This is a genomic window from Vogesella lacus (assembly GCF_979366295.1).
Genome location: NZ_CEETQT010000006.1, coordinates 134,513 through 153,603, shown reverse-complemented (window position 1 = coordinate 153,603; position 19,091 = coordinate 134,513). Strand labels below are relative to the sequence as shown.

Below are 19,091 nucleotides of genomic sequence, written 5' to 3'. Positions count from 1 at the left end.
TCAGTTCTGGCTGATCTGCTGATTGGGCAGCGGGCGATTGCTGCGATGATTACCATGTCTGGCCAGCGGAATGTCGTAGCCGATCATGAACAGCGCGGCTTCAACGCGGCGCAGGCCGTCGTCGCCTTTGCACCAGCTGCTCTTGGCCATTTCGCGGGCGGCATTCACAACCCAGGTGGCGCGGATTTTCCACTCGGCGTGGAAGCGACTGCGGTTGGCCAGCTGCTTGAAGTGCAGCAGGTCGGTGCTCGGATTACGATTCATCGTGGAGGCACCTGGCGCCCACGGGAAGCACAGACAGGGATCCAGCAGGATGCGGTGCTTTTCGCAGTACTGGCGAACCAGGAAACCCATGGCAGCGCCGGTGCGGCCGTCGTAAGACATCAGATCAGGCGCGGCCAGGGAGTAGACCTTGGTAAAGCCTGCGTTCATGCGCAGATAGCCTTCAAAATCACTGCAGTCCGGCTCGATATCACGCAGGATGGCAAGGCTCTGGCTGATCTTGTCGGCCAGCTGGGCGGCATTGTTCTTGGCCCAGTCGCGGTTGTAGGTGTACAGCTTGATAACCTTGCCGCCGGATGCCCACAGCAGAATTTCATCAACGACCTGAACCAGGTCTTCCTTGCTGCCAACCATGGCGGCGGCCAACTGCTTGCGCAGGCGCTGGTTGATCGCCTGGTGTTCATCATAATGACGGCCATTCCAGTAGAAACGGGACTGGGCTTCTTCTAGCGTACTCGCATGGAACTGACGGTTGTAGTTGTCCGGCAGGATCTTGTCGCGTACATAAAACTGGTGCTCGCCAAAAGACTCGCCATCGAGCCAGCTGGCCAATTGCTCTACGAATTGCTGAACCGCCTGATTGCTCAGGTACAGGTGTTTTTGCAGGGGGATGGTCATGAGGAGAATCTAACCCGTGGTTATGTATTGAAATGGGGCTGATCTTCTGTATTTATGTGTCTGTTTTATTGTTTTGTTGTCAGCTTGCACAGAAGTTGCAAATGACTTTTGAATATCTTGATTTTCTCACAATTGTATCTGCCAAAACAATGTTGGATTCCAAAGATATCTTTAGAAAGTGTTAAGAAAGTGCTGTTGTCATTCAAGCTAACCATGCACTATCAAGTTATATGATTCTTTTGATTATAAAAAATGATGATGAGCATGCTGCGCTGTGGTGCTTTAGCAACCACGGTACAATGTGGTGTGAATGAAACTACTGAAGCAAGAGTGTCCATATGAAGTTTGAACACCTGATCCGCATGACCCCGCCGCCAGAAGTCAGCGCCCCCAGCATCGCCCGCGAGGTACTATGGCAAGGCCTGCTTTGTCGCGCCCAACTGCCGATGACTTTCGACGAGAACATCACCTTCTGCGATATCTGCGACAAGCACGCTGATGGCTTTACCCGCGAGATTCATTTTGGCGCGCTGGTGGTGATCGAGCGTGTGCAGCTGGATCATGGCAATGCCGTGCATTACGAAACGCAGGCATCGGCAGAGCATCCGGCCGCCAGGCGCAGCATGATTATCGAAGAGCCGGAAGCTGGCGTGCTGTTTGTACGCTTCCGTTACGAGACCGAAGTGCAGGCAGATGCCGAGACTTCGGCCGAGGAGCTCGAGCGTCTGCTGCCGTATCTGCAATCCGCTTATCGCGAGACTGATCTGGAGCTGGCCAAGCGTATCCTGCAGCTGGCCTACGAAGGTGGCCTGCCGCCGCAGTAATCGCCCGGCATGGCTGATTGCAGGTAGAATTGCCGGCTTGGCCGAAAGGTTATTCTTGCGTTAGCCCCTGCTGGTTATCGCTTTACGGGGCTTATATGCAGTACACCATTTTCGATACGCCAGTCTTGCGTACCATTTGCCGCATTTTTTCCGTCATCATGCTGCGCCTGCTGGGCTGGCGGCTGGATGGCGAGTTCCCGAAGCTGGATAAATACGTGCTGATCGGCGCGCCGCATACCAGTAACTGGGATTTTCCGTTCACGCTGATGTTCTGCTTTGCCGGCCGTGCCAAGCTGTACTGGATGGGTAAGCACACACTGTTTGCCGGCCCACTGGGGCCGGTCATGCGCTGGCTGGGTGGCGTGCCGGTTGATCGTCGGCAGAAAAACTCGCTGGTCGAGCAGATGGTTGGCCGCATGCAGTCATCCCGCCAGCTGGTGTTGGCGATTCCGCCTGAAGGCACCCGTTCGCAGGTGAAGGAGTGGAAAACCGGCTTCTACCATATTGCTTATGGCGCGGGTGTGCCGATTGCACTGGCTTATCTCGACTTCAAGACCCGCCGTGGCGGTGTCGGCAAGCTGTTCTACCCGAGCGGCAATATCGAGAAAGACCTGCCGGAGATTCGCGAGTTCTACCGCGGCATTACCGGTAAAAACCCGCAAAACCAGTAAATGCCGCAAGACGGCGATGAAAAAAGGGAGCATATCGCTCCCTTTTTTCATGTGGCCGAATCCGGCTTAGCCGAAGTGGCAGACGTAGTGCACGGTGTCGCTGACTTCGATCTGGAAGCTGCTCTCGGCAGGTACGCTGAAACGTTGGCCGGCAGCATAGGCGGTGGCGCTGGTTTCGCCGGCCTGGGTGACCAGGCACTGGCCGGCCAGGATTTCCATCACCTCGGCAGCGCCGGTGCTGAACAGCAATTTACTTGGCAGGATGACGCCGACCGATTTCTTGCTGCCGTCGGGCATGATGATGCTGTGACTGACGCACTTGCCGTCAAAATAGACGTTGGCCTCTTTTACAACGCTGACGTTGTCGAACTGACTCATGGTTTCTCCAATCTAGGTCCACGCGGCTTATGCCGCTGTTGTCAGTCCATCATGCCTTGTGCGCTGCAAAAACGTCAATACGGCTGACGCGGATCAGTCCAGTGGCAACTGGACCGCGGTTTCGCCACGGCCGGCGCGCAAGTCCATCAGCACCAGCTTGCCTTTCTCGCTGGCATATTTGACGGTATCCAGGCGATTGGTCTCCAGCAGCAGATACATGATGTCTTGTTCGCTGATGCCGCTGCCCTTGGCCTGGGCAATCGCCTCGGTCAGGCTGGAGGCGAGAATGGAACGGGCTTGCGCCAGGCCCTCGGCCCGCAGCTTTTGCGATTCGGCTTCGGCGCGCGCTTCGCCGAGGATCAGGATGCGTTTGGCTTCGGCTTCTTGTACTGCGGCCTCGCGCTTGCGCTCGGATGCAATCACGCCGTTGAAGGCCTGCTGCACCTCTTCGGACACCGATGGCTGGTCAATCAGCACGCTGACAATCTCGTAGCCATAGCTGCCCATGCGCTCGGCCAGCGTGCCTTGCATCTCTTGCGCCAGCTTGTCGCGGTCTTCGTACAGATCCATCAGCGTCATGGTGGCGGTGGAGGAGCGCAGATTATTGAGCACCCAGGTGGTGACTTGCGCCTGCGGATTGGCGAGCTGGTAGTAGGCATCGGCGGCGCGTTCCGGAATCACCCGCACCATGATGGCAACCGGCATCGCCACAAACATATTGTCGCGAGTCTTTACCTCGACCTGAGCCGACAGCTCGCTGACACGCAAATCCATCGAGCTGGCAATGCGCTGGATGCCGGGGAAAATCCAGTTAAGGCCGGGAGACAATACGCGCGAGAATTTGCCGAAGGTTTCGACAATGGCGAGGGTCTGCTGGTCGATGATGCGCAGGCCGCCAAGGCCGATCAGCAACAGCAGGCCGATGATGATGAGAGTGAAATCCATGATTTGCTCCTCGGTGGGTGAGGCGCAAATTATGACATTGATTTCACGATTGGCGGCTGGTTTATGCCTCAAGACGCCAGAGTCGTGAGTAAATCGTGCAGCCAGCCGTGGCTGCACGATTCTGTGCCGGTCGGATCAGGCTTTTTGCCGGCTTTGCGGGTGTTGATCGCGCCAGGCGGTGATGGCGGCCAACCTTGCGGCATCGACCGCGGCCGGAATCTGCGTCTTGTCGGCGCAGTCGCGTGCCACCGCACCGGCATCGATAGCCGCCGCAGCGGCCTGCATGGCGGCCAGCCAGTCGGCTTGCGGGTAGTCGCACTGTTCGAAATGCAGGCGACCACGCGCATCGGCCACGCAGCTGGCCAGCAGCTGCAGGAAACGCTCGGGGCGGCGCAGTGCATCGCAGTCGCGCAAGAGGCGCAGCACGGTGTCGTCGCGCAGCTGGGCTACGGTGTGAATCTTGGTGTGATACAGCACCGCCAGCCGTGCGAGGTCGCGACAGTCGGCCGGCACGCGCAACCGTTCGCACAGGGCCAGCAGCGGTTTTTCACCGCGACCTTCGTGGCCGATATGGCGTGGCAACACATCGGCCGGCGTCAGCGCCTTGCCCAGATCATGCATCAGCGCGGCAAAGCGCACGGTCAAAGGTTGGCCGCAAGCCGCGCTGTAATCGAGCACGCGCATCACATGATCGCCGGTGTCGATCTCGGGGTGGTAGTCGGCACGTTGCGGCACGCCGAACAGCGCATCGACTTCGGGCAGCAATCTGGCCAGAGCACCGCATTCGCGCAGCACGGCAAACATGCGGGATGGCTTGTCACACATCAGGCCCTTGGCCAGCTCGGCCCACACGCGCTCGGCCACCAGCGCATCGACTTCGCCTTCGGCCACCATCTGCCGCATCAGCGCCATGGTTTCCGGCGCGACAGCAAAGTCAAAACGGGCAGCAAAACGCGCCAGTCGCAAGATGCGTACCGGATCTTCGGCAAAGGCCGGGCTGACATGGCGCAACAGTCGCGCTGCCAGATCCGCCTGACCACCGTGCGGGTCGATCAGCTGGCCGTCGTCATCCTCGGCAATCGCGTTGATGGTGAGGTCGCGGCGGATCAGGTCTTCTTCCAGCGTCACATCCGGCGCGGCATGAAAGGTAAAGCCGTGATAGCCGCGGCCAACCTTGCGCTCGGTGCGCGCCAGTGCGTATTCCTCCTGGGTGCGCGGGTGCAGAAAGACCGGAAAATCCTTGCCGACCGGGCGGAAGCCCTTGGCCAGCATCGCCTCGGGTGTACTGCCTACTACTACCCAGTCGCGGTCTTTCACCGCCAGGCCCAGCAGGCGGTCGCGAACCGCGCCGCCGACAATAAAGTATTTCATCGGCCAGCCGACTCCCGGTAATGACACATGGTGTGATTGAATTCGTGCGTGCCCAGATAGCCCGGGGCGATGGATTCTAGCGCAGCCGGCGTACCAAACCGTGACGGGAAGGGCTGCTCGCTGACATTGTCGACCCGCAGCGAACGCACATTGTCGCGGCTTAGCGGTGGCTGGCCGGGCAGGCATTCCATCAGGCCGGCTTGCAGCATGGCCAGGCCTTCCGGCAGCGCAATGATGCAGCGCGGATGGCCGCCAAGGTTGGCCGCATAGGCAACCAGCTCGCGCAGGGTGTAGACATGCGGGCCGGCCAGATCAAACTGCTGGCCGATGGTGCTGTCGTCCTGCAGGCTGATGGCGACAGCGCGGGCCACATCACCCACCCATACCGGTGCGAAACGGGTAGTAGCACCCGCGAGCGGGATGAAGGGCACTTTGGCCGACAGGCTGGCAAACAGGGTCAAAAAGCTGTCGCCAGCGCCGAAAATCACCGAAGGGCGCAAGATGGTGACATCCAGCGCACTTTGCTTGAGCAGGCTCTCGGCCTTGCCCTTGGTCTGCTGGTAGTCGCTGGGCGCGTTTTCGGCTGCCCCGAGTGCGCTGATGTGCACGATGCGGCGGATGCCCTGTTGCTGGCAGGCGGCGATAATCTTGCTGGCAAGCTGGACATGGGCGCGTTCGAAATCGGCGCGCTTGCCATGCAGGATGCCGACCATGCTGATTACCGCATCATGGCCAGCCAGCAGGCGTGCCAGCGCTTTCTCGTCGTGGACATTGCATTCGATCAGCTCGCAGCCGGGCAGCGGCAGCAGGTCAGCCTTGTGCCGCTCGCGATTGCGGGTGGCGATGCTCAGGCGAAAGCCGGCACGGCTCAGGGCTTCAGCGACATAACGGCCCAGAAAGCCGGATGCGCCTATCAGTGCGATCTTGCGGGTCATCATTTGCTCCTTGTGTCAGCCTTTGCCGGGGATGGTGCCCATGCGCACCTTCAGGCTGCTGCTGCCCTGGCGGAAGGCAGCGTTGTAGTAGACGGCATTGGCCATGACTTTTTGCACGTAGTCACGGGTCTCGGTAAACGGAATGGTTTCGGCGTAGATCGCGCCTTCCAGCGGCAGCACGTTCTGCCAGCTGCGCGCACGGCCGGGGCCGGCGTTGTAGGCTGCGGTGGCCAGTACCGGGTTGCCGGACAGGCTGTCCTTGACGTGACTCAGATACCAGGTGCCCAGCTGGATATTGGTGTCGATGTGGTTGACGGCATAGTCCTTGATGCCGATCTTGCCGGCAACCCAGCGCGCTGTAGCCGGCATCAGCTGCATCAGGCCGCTGGCACCCACGCCGGAGCGCGCGACATTCAGGAAGCGGCTTTCCTGGCGCATCAGGCCGTATACCCAGGCCTCGTCTATGCCCAGTTCGCTGGCGTAACGGCGGGTGACGTCACGATACGGCGTCAGATAGCGCAGATTGAAGTCATGCACGCGCACGGTGCGCTCGGCGGCCTGGATGGCCATATCGTACAGATGATTGTCGAGCGCGATTTCGGCTGCGGCCAACAGTTGTTCATCGTTGAAGCTGCGAGTTTTCCAGCGCCACAGGCGGCGGCCTTCCTCGCGCCAGCTGGCGTCACCGCTGCGGTCGGCCAGTTGCGACAGGGCCAGCACCAGGCGGATATCGCTATCGGCCTCAAGCTGTTTGCGCAGTTTCGGGTCGGTCGTGTCACGCTGCGCCGGTTCTGCCAAAGCATCGCCAAGCTCTTCGCGTGCCAGCAGGCCGTAGTAATCGTGGGCAAAGCTGGCCTTGATCAGCAGCGGGGTGGCTTCCTGCTGTGGGCGACCAAGCGCCATCAGGCTGCGCGCGCGCCAGTATTGCCAGGCGCGGTCATCCTGCAAGCCTTCTGGCAAGGCGCGGCTCAGCTGTTCGAGGCGCGGCCAGTCCTGCTGGCGCAGGGCGGCACGCAGCCACCATTCCCATTGCTCGTCGGTGAGCTGGCTGGCGTCGGCGCGGGCAAAACTGTCCAGTGCCTGCGGCATATTGAGTTGCTGGGCGCTGCGCTGGGCTATAAAGCCCCAGGCAAAGCCGCTTTGCGCCTGAGTCAGCAGGCTTTCGCTATTGGCGAGTTTGACGAGGGCGGCATTCAGATTGCTGCGCGCCAGCGTCAGGATTTCTTGCAGGCGCTGTTCCTGGCTGTCTTTGGCAAAAAAGGCCTGCTCAAGGTTGGCCGCACGCGCAAAAGTCTGACCGACAGTGCGGTAATTGCTGGCCAGCAGCAGGCGCAGGCGGGATTCGGCCTGCGCGCGGCTCATCACGCCATTGGCGGCGTGCAGCTCGGTCAGGCGGTAGCAGCCGTCACTCAGGCGCACCTTCTGCCACAGCGAGGTGTCCGGCTTGGGCGTTTGCCGTGCCAATAGCTGGGCGGCCTCCAGATAGCAACGGGTCTCGCCATCCTGATCTTCGTAAGCGAGATTGCCGGCCACAGTGCGTACCGCAGACCAGTTTTCCTGCTTGCCGTAATACTGGCTGAGATTGTTCAGCAAGCGGATGTCGAGGTAGGCATTGCGGGTATTGCCCAGCAGGCGGCGGGCCGGGCCGTCGTCCTGTTTGTCCAGCGCCAGCAGGGCCTGCCAGTAGGCTGGCCAGGCATCGAGGCCGACAGGGTTGGCCGCAAGGCCTTGCAGGCTGGCGAGGTCTTTGCGGGTATAGGCTTCGCGGGCTTTTTGCAGCTCGCCGTCAGTCAGTGCAGCGTGTCCTGCCAGCGGCAAAAGCGACAGGGCAAGGGTAATCAGCAAGGGTTTCATGACTTACTTTCGCCAGAAGGTGGGGGTGAGCAGGATCAGCACGCTGAAAACTTCGAGGCGGCCGACCAGCATGGCAACAGAACAGACCCAGATCTGGAAGTCGTTGAGTCCACTATAGTTCCCGGCCGGGCCGATCTGGCCAAGGCCGGGGCCGATATTGTTGATACAGGCGAGGCTGGCGCTGAAGGCGGTCATGAAATCCAGACCGCTGCCTATCAGCACGAAGGTGAAAAACACCACGCTCATGAAGTACACAAAGATGAAGCCAAGTACCGAGAATGCAACCGCATCCGGAATCACACGATGGCCGATCTTCAGCGGAATCACCGCCTTGGGGTGCAGCAGGCTGCTCATTTCGCGATAGCCCTGGCGGGTCAGGATCAGGGTGCGGATCATCTTGATGCCGCCGCCAGTCGAGCCGGAGCTGACGGTCAGGCAGGACAGGAACAGCATCCACAATGGCACAAAGATCGGCCACTGCGCATAATCGACGCTGGCATAACCGGTGTCAGTGGCCACCGAGATCAGGTTGAACGTGACATGGCGCAAGGCGGTAGGGAAGGTGTAGATCTGCTGCCACCACAGATACACGCTCATTACCAGAATGCTGCCGAACAACAGACCCAGCACGTGGCGTGCTTCGATATCCAGCAGATAGGATTTCAGCGAGCGGCGCTGCCAGGCAAGAAAGTGGGTGGCAAAGTTCAGTGCCGACAGCAGCATGAACACGCACAGGATGCCTTCGATCAGCGGTGAGTTGAAATGACCGATGCTGGCATCCTTGGTCGAGAAACCGCCCAGCGCCACGGCAGTAAAGGCGTGGCAGATCGCATCGATTACCGACATGCCGGCAAGATACAGGCAGGCAAAGCACACCAGTGTCAGGGTTGAGTACACATACCAGAGGTTTTTGGCGGTCTGACCGATGCGCGGAGCGAGCTTGTTGTCCTTCATCGGGCCGGGCGTCTCGGCCTTGTAAAGCTGCATGCCACCGATGCCGAGCATGGGCAACACGGCCACGGCCAGCACGATGATCCCCATGCCGCCGAGCCAGCTCAAAAAATGTCGCCAGAAATTGATGGCTGGCGGCAGACGATCAAGCCCGGTCAGGGTGGTAGCGCCGGTGGTGGTCAGCGCCGACATGGCCTCGAAATAGGCATCAGTGACCGACAGGCCCGGCAGGTAATACAGCATCGGCAGGCTGGCGGTGCCGGCAAAGCTCACCCACAGCAGGGTCACCAGAATAAATCCGTCCTTGGGCTTCAGTTCGGCCTCGAAGCGCACGGTCAGCAACCACAAAATCAGCCCGAACAGGCCGCTGACGCCGGCTGCATGAGCGAAATAGCTGACGGTGCCATCATCGTAAGCGAGCGATAGACCGATCGGGAAAATGAAAATGGCCGCAAACAGCATGATCAGCTTGGACAGCACATGGACGACGGGCAGGATTTTCAGCATGCCTTGTTCTTGCTCTCGTAAAGTTCCAGTGGCAAGCCATCCGGGTCGGCAAAAAAGGTAAAGCGCTTGCAGGTATATTCATCGACGCGCACCGGTTCGACCGCCACGTTGGCAGCGAGCAGATCACTGATGCAGCTATCCAGATCGTCGGTGGCAAAGGCGAGGTGACGCAGGCCGCAGGCCTCGGGGCGGCTGGGGCGGGCAGGGGGCGCGGGAAAGCTGAACAGCTCGAGCTGGCTGCCGTCGGGCAGTGCCAGATCCAGCTTCCAGGAGTCGCGCGCGGCGCGGTAGTTCTCGGCCAGAATCGGCAAGCCCAGCAGCTCGTGATAAAAGGCACGGCTGCGCGCATAGTCGCTGCAGATGATGGCAGTGTGATGAATGGCGAGCAGGCGCATCAGAAGAACCCCATTTTTACCTGGATCAGTTTTTCGATCTGGCGCAGCTGGCGGCGGCGCGAAACAAAGATGATCAGATGATCTTCGCTTTCCAGCCGCAGGTCGTGGTGTGCCATCAGCACCTGGTTGCCGCGAATTACCGCGCTGATGGTGCTGCCGGCCGGCATATTGATTTCTTCCACCTTGCGGCCAACCAGGCGCGAGGTTTTTTCGTCACCATGAATGATGGCCTCGATCGCCTCGGCGCGGCCGCGACGCAAGGGGTAGACCGCGCTGACATCGCCACGACGCAGATGCGACAGCACCGAGCCGATGGTGGAGAGGTGCGGCGAGACCACCACGTCGATGCGATTGCCTTCCAGCAGATCGACATAGCTCGAGCGGTTGACCAGCGCAATCACACGGCGCGCGCCCATACGCTTGGCCAGCAGGGTGGACATCACATTGTCTTCGTCGTCATTGGTCAGCGCACAGAACACGTCCATCTCGTCAATGTTTTCGTCTTCCAGCAGCGATTCGTCTGTTGCCTCGCCATGCAGCACTAACACCTTGTCGAGGTTTTCCGACAGCCACTGTGCGCGCTCGCGCCGTGCCTCGATCAGCTTGACCTCGTAGTCATGCTGCAGCAGGCGAGCAAGGCGATAGCCGATATTGCCGCCACCGGCGATCAGCACGCGCTTGACCGGTTTTTCGCTGCGGCGCAGCTCGTTGAGCATTACCGGCACATCATTCTTGGCGGCAATGAAGAAAACTTCGTCATCCGGCTCGATGATGGTTTCGCCATTGGGGACGATCAGTTTGTCCTGACGATAGATCGCGCAAATGCGGGCGTCGGTGTCGGGCATGTCGTCACGCAGCTGACGCAAGGGGCGGCCGAGCAACAAGCCGCCGCTGCCGGCGCGCGACACCACCAACTGGGCGAGGCCGTCGCCAAACTCCAGCACTTGCAGGGCGCGCGGGTAAGACAGCAGCTGATAGAGGTTGTCGGTGACGATCTGCTCCGGGCAGATGGCGTGGTCGACGGCAAATTGCGCCAGCACGGCAAACTCGCCTTCGACATATTCGCTGGCGCGGATGCGGGCGATACAGGTCGGCACATTGAATTTGCTGCTGGCCAGTGAACAGGCCAGCAGATTGGTGTCGTCATTGCGGGTCAGCGCCAGCACCATTTCGGCATCATCCGCGCCGGCATTCTGCAGAATGCTCGGATGTGCGGCATTGCCCAGTACGGTACGGATGTCGAGGCGGTTTTGCAGCAGTTTCAGCAGATTGGCATCCTGATCGACCACCGTGACATCGTTACCTTCGTCGGTGAGGGTTTCAGCAACACTGGCGCCAACTTGTCCGCCACCCAGAATCAGAATTCGCATCGAGACACCTGGCCGGGGCGCAAAACCTTGCGCCGGTTATGGAAATGCCTTGCATTCTACCGAGGATGCAAGGCATTGTCCTTGATTGATAAGCAAGTGCTGGAAGCACTTTTAATGTAATTGCTTAATCTTTATCAGCGGGGAGACTGTTCTTGCCAGCATCGGCCGAGTCGTCATCATCCATCAGGATGCGGTGTGCCGGGCCTTCCAGATCATCAAACTGGCCGGAGCGTGTCGACCACCAGAACACCACGCCGATGAAAAACACCAGCACGATGCTCATCGGAATCAGCAAATACAGACTTTCCATTATCTTTCCCGTTTGATGAGGCGCAGCGCGTTGCAGACGACCAGCAAGGAACTCAGCGCCATGCCGAGGCTGGCGAGCCAGGGGGTGACATGGCCGGCCATCGCCAGCGGCAGGGCCAGCAGATTATACAGCGCTGCCCACCACAGATTCTGGCGGATGATTCTCATGGTGCGACGCGCCAGTTGCAGTGCTTGCGGCAGCTTGCCGACCTCGTCATGGATCAGCACCAGATCGCCACTGGCGCGGGCGACGTCGGTGCCGCCGCCCATGGCCAGCGACACATCGGCACGCGCCAGTACCGGCGCATCATTGATGCCGTCACCCAGCATCCATACCTTGCGGCCTTGTTGTTGCAGCTGGCCGACGTAGGCGAGCTTGTCCTCCGGCGTGGCCGCGGCCTGCCAGTGGCTGATGGCCAGCTTGCCGGCAAGTGCCTGTACTGGGGCGGCCGCATCGCCGGACAGCAGATGTACCTGCAGGCCTTGCTGCTGTAATTCGCGGATCATCTGGCTGGCGTCTTCGCGCAGCTGGTCGCCGATGGCAAATACCGCTACGGCCTGATCGTCACAAGACAGGATGATTTCGGTGCAGTCTTGCGGCCAGCCTTGCGGGCGGCCTAGCTGATCTTGATGACAGGCAAAGGCCGGGCGGCCAAGCTTCCAGCGCTTGCCGTCCAGTGTGGCACTGATGCCCTGGCCCGGCGTGTTTTGCAGCGCGCTGATCGGTGGCAGCGCTTGCTGGTTGGCCGCCAGTACGGCGCGGGCAATCGGATGCTCGGAGCCGGCTTCCATCGCGGCGGCAATGGCGAGCGCCTGTTCATTGCTGATGCCGCTGCTGTGACTGGCCAGCAGTTGCATGCGGCCGTGGGTCAGCGTGCCGGTCTTGTCGAACACCACATCGGTGATCTTGCTCAGACCTTCGAGCGCATGGCCGCGAGCCGTCAGTACGCCCAGCTGGGCGAGGTGGCCGGTGGCGGCAGTCAGCGCCGCCGGGGTGGCCAGCGACAGCGCGCACGGGCAGGACACCACCAGTACAGCGACGGTAATCCATAAGGCATGCTCGGGGTCGAGCGGATACCAGCCGATATAAGTACCGATCGCGGCCAGCAGCAGCAGCGCGACAAACCAGCTGGCAAAGCGGTCGGCCAGGCGCGAAAGCCGCGGCTTTTCGGCCTGTGCCTGATCCAGCAGGCGCACGATGCTGGCAAGACGCGTCTGCTGGCCAATGCGGCTGACTTCGACAATCAGCGGGCTGCTGGTATTGACGCTGCCGGCGATGATTTCGTCACCGACGCTGTGTGCCACCGGCAGGCTTTCGCCGCTGAGCAGGGATTCATCAAGGCTGGAGCTGCCTTCGCGGATGATGGCATCGGCCGGCACGGTCTCGCCCGGCTTGATCAGCAGCATGTCGCCGGTTGCAAGGTTGGCCGCGGCTACGGCTTCGGTGTCACGCGCTTGCGGCCAACTTGTCAGTTTGTGGGCGAAGGCGGGCAGCAGCTTCACTAATCGCTCGGTTGCTTCGCCGGTCTTGCGGCGTGCCACGCTTTCCAGATAACGGCCACCCAGCAGCAGAAACACGAACATCGACACCGAGTCGAAATACACGCCGTGTTCAACCTTGTTGATCAGCGCCCAGAAGCTGGCGACAAAGGCCGCCACGATGGCGATGGCCACCGGTGTATCCATGCCGACACGGCCGGTTTTCAGATCGCGCAGGGTGTTGCGGTAAAACGGTACCGCCGAATACAGCATTACCGGCACCGTCAGTACAAAACTGGCCCAGTGCAGCATCCACAGCCATTGCGTCTCGATTTCGCCTTCTGGTGCCATATAGACCGGATAGGCATACATCATCACCTGCATCATCGACAGGCCGGCGACCCACAGCCGGTTCAGCGCCTGCTTGCGTTCTTTTTGATGCAGCGCTTCCTGGCGGCTGGCGTCGTAGGGGTGGGCGCGATAGCCGATGGCGGCAATGGCCTCGAGAATCTGCGACAGCTGCAGTGTCTTGTTATCCCAGCGCACGCGAGCACGGTGGTTGGCGTAGTTGATATCTATAGACAGGATGCCCGGCAGACGACGGACTTGCTGTTCGTTCAGCCAGACGCAGGCGGCGCAGGTAATGCCTTCCAACATCAGCGCGGCTTCGCGGATGTCGCCGTCTTCGGTGCGCACGAAACTCTGTTGCAGGCTGTCGTTGTCGTACAGCTTGATCTGCTGCAGCAGCTCGGTTGGCAAGGACTCGGCCTGACGGCCCTGTTCGGTGCGATGCTGGTAATAATCATCCAGCCCGGCGTCGATAATGGTTTGCGCTACGGCCTGGCAGCCGGCACAGCAGGCGGCCTTGCGTTGCTGGCGATAAAGGATGGGGAAATCGGCATCGGCGGGCGCCGGCAAGCCGCAGTGGAAGCAGGTTTCGTTCATGGCGTGCTATTGTAATGCAAGTGATTTGCAAAGGCTTGCGGAGTGTCAATGATGTCCATGCTGACGGTGTGCCAGGACCAGCCTGGCGATGAAAGTAGCCTGTATCTGTCGCTGACAGAAAAGCCGGTGCCAGGCCCCGGGCAATTGCTGGTGCGGGTGTTGGCTGCCGGTGTCAATCGTGCCGATCTTGTGCAGCGTGAAGGCAAGTACCCGCCACCGGCCGGCGCATCAGCGGTGCTGGGGCTGGAGGTTGCCGGCATTGTTGATAGCGTCAATGGCCCGTCTCGCTTTCAGGCTGGCGATGCAGTGTTTGGTCTGGTGCCGGGCGGGGCTTATGCCGAATATGCGTTGCTGGATAGCGCACTGGCGATTCCGAAGCCTGACAGCCTGAGCTGGGTAGAGGCGGCGAGTCTGCCCGAGGTGTGGATGACGGCGTGGTTCAATCTGGTCGAGCAGGCGAGCCTGCATCCGGGCGAGACGGTGCTGGTGCATGCGGCGGCCAGCGGTGTCGGGGCGGCGGCGATACAGTTGGCCGCAAGCCTTGGCTGCAAGGTGATTGCCAGTGCCGGCAGCGAAGAGAAGCGTCACTGGTGCCGGCAGCTGGGGGCGGATGAGGTGATTGATAGCCGCGCGCCAGGTTTTGCCGCGCAACTCAAGGCTCAGGGCGGGGTGGATGTGATTCTCGACCCGATAGGCGCGAGCCTGTTTGCCGATAATCTGGCATGCCTTAATCAGGACGGGCGGCTGATCAATATCGGCATCCTGTCCGGCGGCAAGGCCGAGATCAATCTGGGTCAGCTGCTGGTCAAACGTTTGCGCGTTCAAGGCTCGACCTTGCGCAGTCAGTCTTTGGCGGTGCAGGCAAGGTTGGCCGCAGCGCTGGAGCAGGAGATTCTGCCGGCGCTACTCGATAGCAGGCTGCGCTTTACCATCGACAGCACTTATCCGCTGGCGGCGGTGGCCGAGGCGCATCGCCATCTTGCGGCCAACCTTAATCAGGGCAAGGTGGTGTTGACGCTGTTTCCTGTCACGGCGGCGTCATGATGTGCTGGCAAGATGGCCAAGTCCTGCAAGGGGCTTGGCGATAGGAAAAGGGGCAGCCTTGGCTGCCCCTTCGTCATGGGGCATCAGGCTGCGTTGCTTGGCGCAAGCGCCTCGATCAGCGCGACTTCTTGGGTGTAGCCCAGCTGCTTGAGTTTTGCCAGCAGGGCTTCGCCGTCTATTTCGTGCTTGCGATCGAGCTCGTCATGCAGGATGCGGCTTTCGACTGCCAGCCACAGGCCGCGGCAGGAGTCTGCAGTCTCGAAGCTCACACCACGCAGCACTTCGGCGATCAGCATCAGCTCGGCATCATCAAAGCGGCGCGACAGCAGTGCCTGCTCGCGGCGGATGATTTCGGCGTAGCGGTCGCACATCTGCTGGATGCGCGCGTCAAGCGGCGTGTCGAGTTCGGTGTCTTCGAGTGCCTCGGTGTTGAACCAGGCCGCAGCGTCGAGCGTAATGCCCTCGGCGGCTTCTTGCCAAGCTTGTTGCAGGGCATGGTGAAAGCGAGGGTCATCTATAAAGGAGAGTGGCGGCAGCGCGATGGCCGGAATGCGCTCGGCCTCCAGAATTTCGCCATTGGCCAGCAGCTCGCCATCGTCGCTGCAGTCAACCTCGGCTCGCCAGATCGCTTCTTCGCCGGTGGCAAGATTGTCGATCAGTACTTCGAGGTAAGGCAGGGCGTAGGGCTGGCCTTCGTCATCAGTAACCAAGCGAATGCCGATGTCGAACAGCTGGCGCTTGTCGAGCTTCAGCATCTGCAGGCCGTTGTCGTGACGCAGTAGCAGGAAGTGATCGCCGGCGTCGTAAGTAGCGACATCATGCAGGTTTCTGGCAGGGTGGCGCAGTTCGGCGTCGAGCTCTGCGGCCAACTGGTTGATGTCAAGTTGCTGGCTGGCCAGTTGTTGCAGATGTGCCTGATGGGCGTGCCATAATGCATTCCAGTCGTACATTTGTTGTTTCCACTTGATCGAATGTGCACAGTTTAGCCAAAAATCGACGCTTGCGCCGTGATGCAAGCGTCTGATTGTGCTAAGATCGCGCGACTTTTTTTGATGATGCATCCCATGACCAGACAAATCCGTAACATCGCCATTATTGCCCACGTTGACCACGGCAAAACCACGCTGGTAGACCAGCTGCTGCGCCAGTCGGGTACCTTCCGCGACAACCAGCAGGTTGACGAACGCGTGATGGACTCCAACGATCTTGAAAAAGAGCGTGGTATTACCATTCTGGCGAAGAACACCGCCATTGAATACGAAGGTGTACACATCAACATCGTGGATACTCCGGGCCACGCCGACTTCGGTGGCGAAGTAGAGCGCGTACTGGGCATGGTTGATGGCGTGCTGCTGCTGGTGGATGCCGTTGAAGGCCCGATGCCGCAGACCCGTTTCGTTACCAAGAAGGCACTGGCTCTGGGCCTGCGTCCTATCGTGGTGATCAACAAGGTTGACCGTCCGGGCGCGCGTCCTGACTGGGTGGTAGACCAGACTTTCGACCTGTTCGACAAGCTGGGCGCAACTGACGAGCAGCTGGATTTCCCTATCATTTACGCTTCCGGTCTGAACGGCTTTGCCAAGCTGGAGCTGGACGTCGAGTCCGATGACATGCGTCCGCTGTTTGAAACCGTACTGAAGCACGTGCCGACACCGGCAGGTAGCCCGGATGCGCCGCTGCAGCTGCAGATCGCCGCGCTGGACTACTCCAGCTACACCGGTCGTCTGGGGGTTGGCCGCGTACTGAACGGTCGCATCAAGCCGGGTCAGCAAGTTGTGGTGATGAACCATGACGACCAGGTGGCTTCCGGTCGTATCAACCAGGTACTGGGTTACAAGGGTCTGGATCGTGTGCCGGTTGAAGAAGCCGAAGCGGGCGACATCATCATCATCTCCGGTATCGAGGATATCGGTATCGGTGTGACCATTTGCGACAAGGATCAGCCAGTCGGCCTGCCGATGCTGTCCGTTGATGAACCGACCCTGACCATGGACTTCATGGTTAACTCCAGCCCGCTGGCTGGTACCGAGGGCAAGTTCGTTACCTCGCGCCAGATTCGTGACCGTCTGACCAAAGAGCTGCTGACCAACGTGGCCCTGCGTGTTGAAGACACCGAAGATTCCGATATCTTCCGCGTATCCGGTCGTGGTGAATTGCACCTGACCATTCTGCTGGAAAACATGCGTCGCGAAGGCTTCGAAATGGCTGTGGCCAAGCCGCGCGTGGTGTTCAAGGAAATCAATGGCGAGAAGTGCGAGCCATACGAAAACCTGACCATCGATCTGGAAGACTCTCATCAGGGTGGTGTGATGGAAGAGATCGGCCGTCGTCGTGGCGAGCTGACCAATATGGAATCTGATGGTAACGGTCGCACTCGTCTGGAATACCACATTCCGGCGCGTGGTCTGATCGGCTTCCAGTCCGACTTCATGACCATGACTCGTGGTACCGGCCTGATGAGCCACGTATTCGATGACTATGCTCCGGTCAAGGCTGACCTGCCGGGTCGTCATAATGGCGTGCTGATTTCCCAGGACAATGGTGAGGCCGTTGCGTATGCACTGTGGAACCTGGAAGATCGTGGCCGCATGTTTGTCTCCCCGGGCGACAAGCTCTACGAAGGCATGATCATCGGCATTCACAGCCGTGACAACGATCTGGTCGTGAACCCGCTGAAGGGCAAGAAGCTGACTAACGTTCGTGCTTCCGGTACTGACGAAGCTGTTCGCCTGACTACCCCGATCAAGCTGACTCTGGAGTCTGCCGTCGAGTTTATCGATGATGACGAGCTGGTCGAGATTACGCCTAAGTCCATCCGTATTCGCAAGCGCTACCTGCAAGAGCATGAGCGTCGCAAGATGGCCAAAGAGTCGTCCTGATCGACGTCATGAAAAAACCGCCCGAAAGGGCGGTTTTTTTTACGGCTGTATCAAGTTCGCACTGCTACTGAGGTGCTCATGAAAAAACCCGCCGATTGGCGGGTTTTTCCTGATTGGTACAGCACTTACTTGGCTGGGCCACCAACAGTGGAAACAACTTCCCACTTGCCGCCTTTAACCTGGTAAACGGTTACAGCGCCATCCTTGATGTCGCCCTTGTCATCAAAGGCGATCGGGCCGGTAACGCCAGTCAGCTGGGTCTTGGCAACTTCTGGCAGGTAAGCCTTAGGATCGGTAGAGCCTGCACGCTTCATGGAGTCAACCAGTACTTTCACAGCATCGTACTCGTACGGTGCGTAGATCTGTACCTCGGTGTTGAACTTGGCCTTGAAGCGTTCGTTGAAGGCGGCGAAGCCTGGCATCTTGTCGCGTGGTACGCCGCAGCTGGAGGAGTACTGGCCTTCAGAAGCTTCGCCAGCCAGCTTGATGAACTCCGGAGTCTGCCAGCCATCGCCACCCATCAGCTTGGCCTTGATGCCCAAGCGCTGCATCTGCTTGGCCAGTGGCGCAGCTTGTGCATCCATGCCGCCGTAGAAGATAACTTCAGGGCTGGTGGCTTTGATGGAGGTCAGAATAGCGTTAAAGTCGGTTGCGGTGTTGGTGGTGAATTCACGCTTCACAACCTCGCCACCTTTGGCTTTGACGGCCTTTTCGAACTCGTCAGCCAGACCTTGGCCGTAGGCAGTGCGGTCGTCAATGATGGCGATCTTCTTGGCCTTCAGGGTGTCAACGGCAAACTCACCCAGTGCTTTGCCTTGCTGTACGTCGTTGGCAATCACGCGGAAGGTGGTCTTGAAACCCTGTTTGGTGTAGTCCGGGTTGGTGGCGGACGGAGAAATCTGTGGAATGCCTGCATCGGAGTAAATCTTGGAAGCAGGGATGGTGGTACCGGAGTTCAGGTGGCCAACTACGCCGACTACGCCGGCATCAACCAGGCGCTGTGCAACCTGGGTGCCGATTTTCGGGTCGGCCTGGTCATCTTCCGAAACCAGTTCGAACTTGACTTTCTTGCCGCCGATTTCAACACCTTCGGCGTTCAGATCTTCGATCGCCAGTTTGGCGCCGAATTCATTATCTTTACCCAGGTGCGCAATCGGGCCGGTCATTGGGGAGACTTGGCCGATTTTGACGACAACCTCACCGGCGGCTTCTGCTGGAGCAGCGGCAGCTTGTTCTGCTGGTTTCTCTTCTTTTTGGCCGCAAGCGGTCAGTGCGATGGCAGCGGCTGCAAAGAGGCTGAGACGTGCGAATTTATTCATCTTGTATTTCCCCTG

General features: G+C 59.7%; 17 protein-coding genes. 4 read left to right on the top strand and 13 right to left on the bottom strand.

The genetic code is table 11. From position 1 onward, the window contains the following. Complete coding sequence (locus ACZ9W6_RS09550; protein ID WP_465190885.1) at positions 1-900, bottom strand: hypothetical protein; 900 nt, start codon at positions 898-900, stop codon at positions 1-3. Between the two features lie 338 nt (positions 901-1,238). On the opposite strand from ACZ9W6_RS09550, the gene ACZ9W6_RS09545 reads away from it, so the two are divergent. Both ACZ9W6_RS09545 and ACZ9W6_RS09540 read left to right on the top strand, forming a co-directional pair. Then, entirely contained in the window at positions 1,239-1,724 is a 486-nt protein-coding gene (locus tag ACZ9W6_RS09545) for an AtaL-like protein (protein ID WP_465190884.1), read from the top strand. A 95-nt stretch (positions 1,725-1,819) separates the two neighbouring features. Further along, the gene (locus ACZ9W6_RS09540) at positions 1,820-2,395 is read left to right on the top strand and encodes a lysophospholipid acyltransferase family protein (RefSeq protein WP_465190883.1); all 576 of its coding nucleotides are present in this window, start codon (positions 1,820-1,822) and stop codon (positions 2,393-2,395) included. Between the two features lie 66 nt (positions 2,396-2,461). Here the strand turns inward: ACZ9W6_RS09540 and ppnP are convergent, their stop codons facing one another. The 10 genes from ppnP to ACZ9W6_RS09490 all read right to left on the bottom strand — a co-directional run bounded on the left by ppnP (position 2,462) and on the right by ACZ9W6_RS09490 (position 13,834). Further along, positions 2,462-2,773: a pyrimidine/purine nucleoside phosphorylase gene (gene ppnP, locus ACZ9W6_RS09535; protein ID WP_465190882.1), complete on the bottom strand. Its 312-nt coding sequence runs from the start codon at positions 2,771-2,773 to the stop codon at positions 2,462-2,464. Between the two features lie 93 nt (positions 2,774-2,866). Then, positions 2,867-3,718 (bottom strand): SPFH domain-containing protein, encoded by an 852-nt coding sequence (locus tag ACZ9W6_RS09530; RefSeq protein WP_465190881.1) that lies wholly within the window; start codon positions 3,716-3,718, stop codon positions 2,867-2,869. 135 nt (positions 3,719-3,853) lie between these two features. After that, positions 3,854-5,089, bottom strand: coding sequence for a multifunctional CCA addition/repair protein (locus ACZ9W6_RS09525; RefSeq protein ID WP_465190880.1), 1,236 nt, complete (start codon positions 5,087-5,089; stop codon positions 3,854-3,856). Beyond that, positions 5,086-6,024 carry a complex I NDUFA9 subunit family protein gene (locus ACZ9W6_RS09520; protein ID WP_465190879.1) on the bottom strand — a complete coding sequence of 313 codons (939 nt, stop codon included), beginning with the start codon at positions 6,022-6,024 and terminating at the stop codon, positions 5,086-5,088. The genes ACZ9W6_RS09525 and ACZ9W6_RS09520 overlap by 4 nt, the downstream gene beginning before the upstream one ends. Before the next feature lie 15 nt (positions 6,025-6,039). Further along, positions 6,040-7,878: a lytic transglycosylase domain-containing protein gene (locus ACZ9W6_RS09515; RefSeq protein ID WP_465190878.1), complete on the bottom strand. Its 1,839-nt coding sequence runs from the start codon at positions 7,876-7,878 to the stop codon at positions 6,040-6,042. Positions 7,879-7,881: 3 nt separating this feature from the next. Continuing rightward, positions 7,882-9,336: a TrkH family potassium uptake protein gene (locus tag ACZ9W6_RS09510; RefSeq protein ID WP_465190877.1), complete on the bottom strand. Its 1,455-nt coding sequence runs from the start codon at positions 9,334-9,336 to the stop codon at positions 7,882-7,884. After that, positions 9,330-9,731, bottom strand: a complete 402-nt coding sequence (gloA2, locus tag ACZ9W6_RS09505; protein WP_465190876.1) for an SMU1112c/YaeR family gloxylase I-like metalloprotein — start codon at positions 9,729-9,731, stop codon at positions 9,330-9,332. Before gloA2 ends, ACZ9W6_RS09510 begins: the two co-directional genes overlap by 7 nt. Then, positions 9,731-11,101 carry a Trk system potassium transporter TrkA gene (trkA, locus tag ACZ9W6_RS09500; protein WP_465190875.1) on the bottom strand — a complete coding sequence of 457 codons (1,371 nt, stop codon included), beginning with the start codon at positions 11,099-11,101 and terminating at the stop codon, positions 9,731-9,733. Before trkA ends, gloA2 begins: the two co-directional genes overlap by 1 nt. A 124-nt stretch (positions 11,102-11,225) precedes the next feature. Further along, positions 11,226-11,411, bottom strand: a complete 186-nt coding sequence (ccoS, locus tag ACZ9W6_RS09495) for a cbb3-type cytochrome oxidase assembly protein CcoS (RefSeq protein ID WP_465190874.1) — start codon at positions 11,409-11,411, stop codon at positions 11,226-11,228. Beyond that, the gene (locus tag ACZ9W6_RS09490; RefSeq protein WP_465190873.1) at positions 11,411-13,834 is read right to left on the bottom strand and encodes a heavy metal translocating P-type ATPase; all 2,424 of its coding nucleotides are present in this window, start codon (positions 13,832-13,834) and stop codon (positions 11,411-11,413) included. The genes ccoS and ACZ9W6_RS09490 overlap by 1 nt, the downstream gene beginning before the upstream one ends. A gap of 48 nt (positions 13,835-13,882) precedes the next feature. Between ACZ9W6_RS09490 and ACZ9W6_RS09485 the strand changes: the two genes are divergently transcribed. Further along, a complete protein-coding gene (locus ACZ9W6_RS09485) occupies positions 13,883-14,878 on the top strand; it encodes an NAD(P)H-quinone oxidoreductase (protein ID WP_465190872.1) in 996 nt (331 codons plus the stop codon). An 83-nt stretch (positions 14,879-14,961) separates the two neighbouring features. Here the strand turns inward: ACZ9W6_RS09485 and ACZ9W6_RS09480 are convergent, their stop codons facing one another. Further along, a complete protein-coding gene (locus tag ACZ9W6_RS09480) occupies positions 14,962-15,828 on the bottom strand; it encodes a hypothetical protein (protein ID WP_465190871.1) in 867 nt (288 codons plus the stop codon). A gap of 114 nt (positions 15,829-15,942) precedes the next feature. Here ACZ9W6_RS09480 and typA point away from each other — a divergent pair, with 114 nt between their 5' ends. Then, positions 15,943-17,757: a translational GTPase TypA gene (typA, locus tag ACZ9W6_RS09475; RefSeq protein WP_465190869.1), complete on the top strand. Its 1,815-nt coding sequence runs from the start codon at positions 15,943-15,945 to the stop codon at positions 17,755-17,757. 125 nt (positions 17,758-17,882) lie between these two features. Here the strand turns inward: typA and ACZ9W6_RS09470 are convergent, their stop codons facing one another. Beyond that, positions 17,883-19,076: a branched-chain amino acid ABC transporter substrate-binding protein gene (locus ACZ9W6_RS09470; protein WP_465190868.1), complete on the bottom strand. Its 1,194-nt coding sequence runs from the start codon at positions 19,074-19,076 to the stop codon at positions 17,883-17,885. Positions 19,077-19,091 lie beyond the last annotated feature (15 nt).

Coding starts and splice junctions, on each gene's coding strand:
- ACZ9W6_RS09550 (WP_465190885.1), bottom strand. CDS start 900: ATGACCATCCCCCTGCAAAAACACCTGTACCTGAGCAATCAGGCGGTT.
- ACZ9W6_RS09545 (WP_465190884.1), top strand. CDS start 1,239: ATGAAGTTTGAACACCTGATCCGCATGACCCCGCCGCCAGAAGTCAGC.
- ACZ9W6_RS09540 (WP_465190883.1), top strand. CDS start 1,820: ATGCAGTACACCATTTTCGATACGCCAGTCTTGCGTACCATTTGCCGC.
- ppnP (WP_465190882.1), bottom strand. CDS start 2,773: ATGAGTCAGTTCGACAACGTCAGCGTTGTAAAAGAGGCCAACGTCTAT.
- ACZ9W6_RS09530 (WP_465190881.1), bottom strand. CDS start 3,718: ATGGATTTCACTCTCATCATCATCGGCCTGCTGTTGCTGATCGGCCTT.
- ACZ9W6_RS09525 (WP_465190880.1), bottom strand. CDS start 5,089: ATGAAATACTTTATTGTCGGCGGCGCGGTTCGCGACCGCCTGCTGGGC.
- ACZ9W6_RS09520 (WP_465190879.1), bottom strand. CDS start 6,024: ATGACCCGCAAGATCGCACTGATAGGCGCATCCGGCTTTCTGGGCCGT.
- ACZ9W6_RS09515 (WP_465190878.1), bottom strand. CDS start 7,878: ATGAAACCCTTGCTGATTACCCTTGCCCTGTCGCTTTTGCCGCTGGCA.
- ACZ9W6_RS09510 (WP_465190877.1), bottom strand. CDS start 9,336: ATGCTGAAAATCCTGCCCGTCGTCCATGTGCTGTCCAAGCTGATCATG.
- gloA2 (WP_465190876.1), bottom strand. CDS start 9,731: ATGCGCCTGCTCGCCATTCATCACACTGCCATCATCTGCAGCGACTAT.
- trkA (WP_465190875.1), bottom strand. CDS start 11,101: ATGCGAATTCTGATTCTGGGTGGCGGACAAGTTGGCGCCAGTGTTGCT.
- ccoS (WP_465190874.1), bottom strand. CDS start 11,411: ATGGAAAGTCTGTATTTGCTGATTCCGATGAGCATCGTGCTGGTGTTT.
- ACZ9W6_RS09490 (WP_465190873.1), bottom strand. CDS start 13,834: ATGAACGAAACCTGCTTCCACTGCGGCTTGCCGGCGCCCGCCGATGCC.
- ACZ9W6_RS09485 (WP_465190872.1), top strand. CDS start 13,883: ATGATGTCCATGCTGACGGTGTGCCAGGACCAGCCTGGCGATGAAAGT.
- ACZ9W6_RS09480 (WP_465190871.1), bottom strand. CDS start 15,828: ATGTACGACTGGAATGCATTATGGCACGCCCATCAGGCACATCTGCAA.
- typA (WP_465190869.1), top strand. CDS start 15,943: ATGACCAGACAAATCCGTAACATCGCCATTATTGCCCACGTTGACCAC.
- ACZ9W6_RS09470 (WP_465190868.1), bottom strand. CDS start 19,076: ATGAATAAATTCGCACGTCTCAGCCTCTTTGCAGCCGCTGCCATCGCA.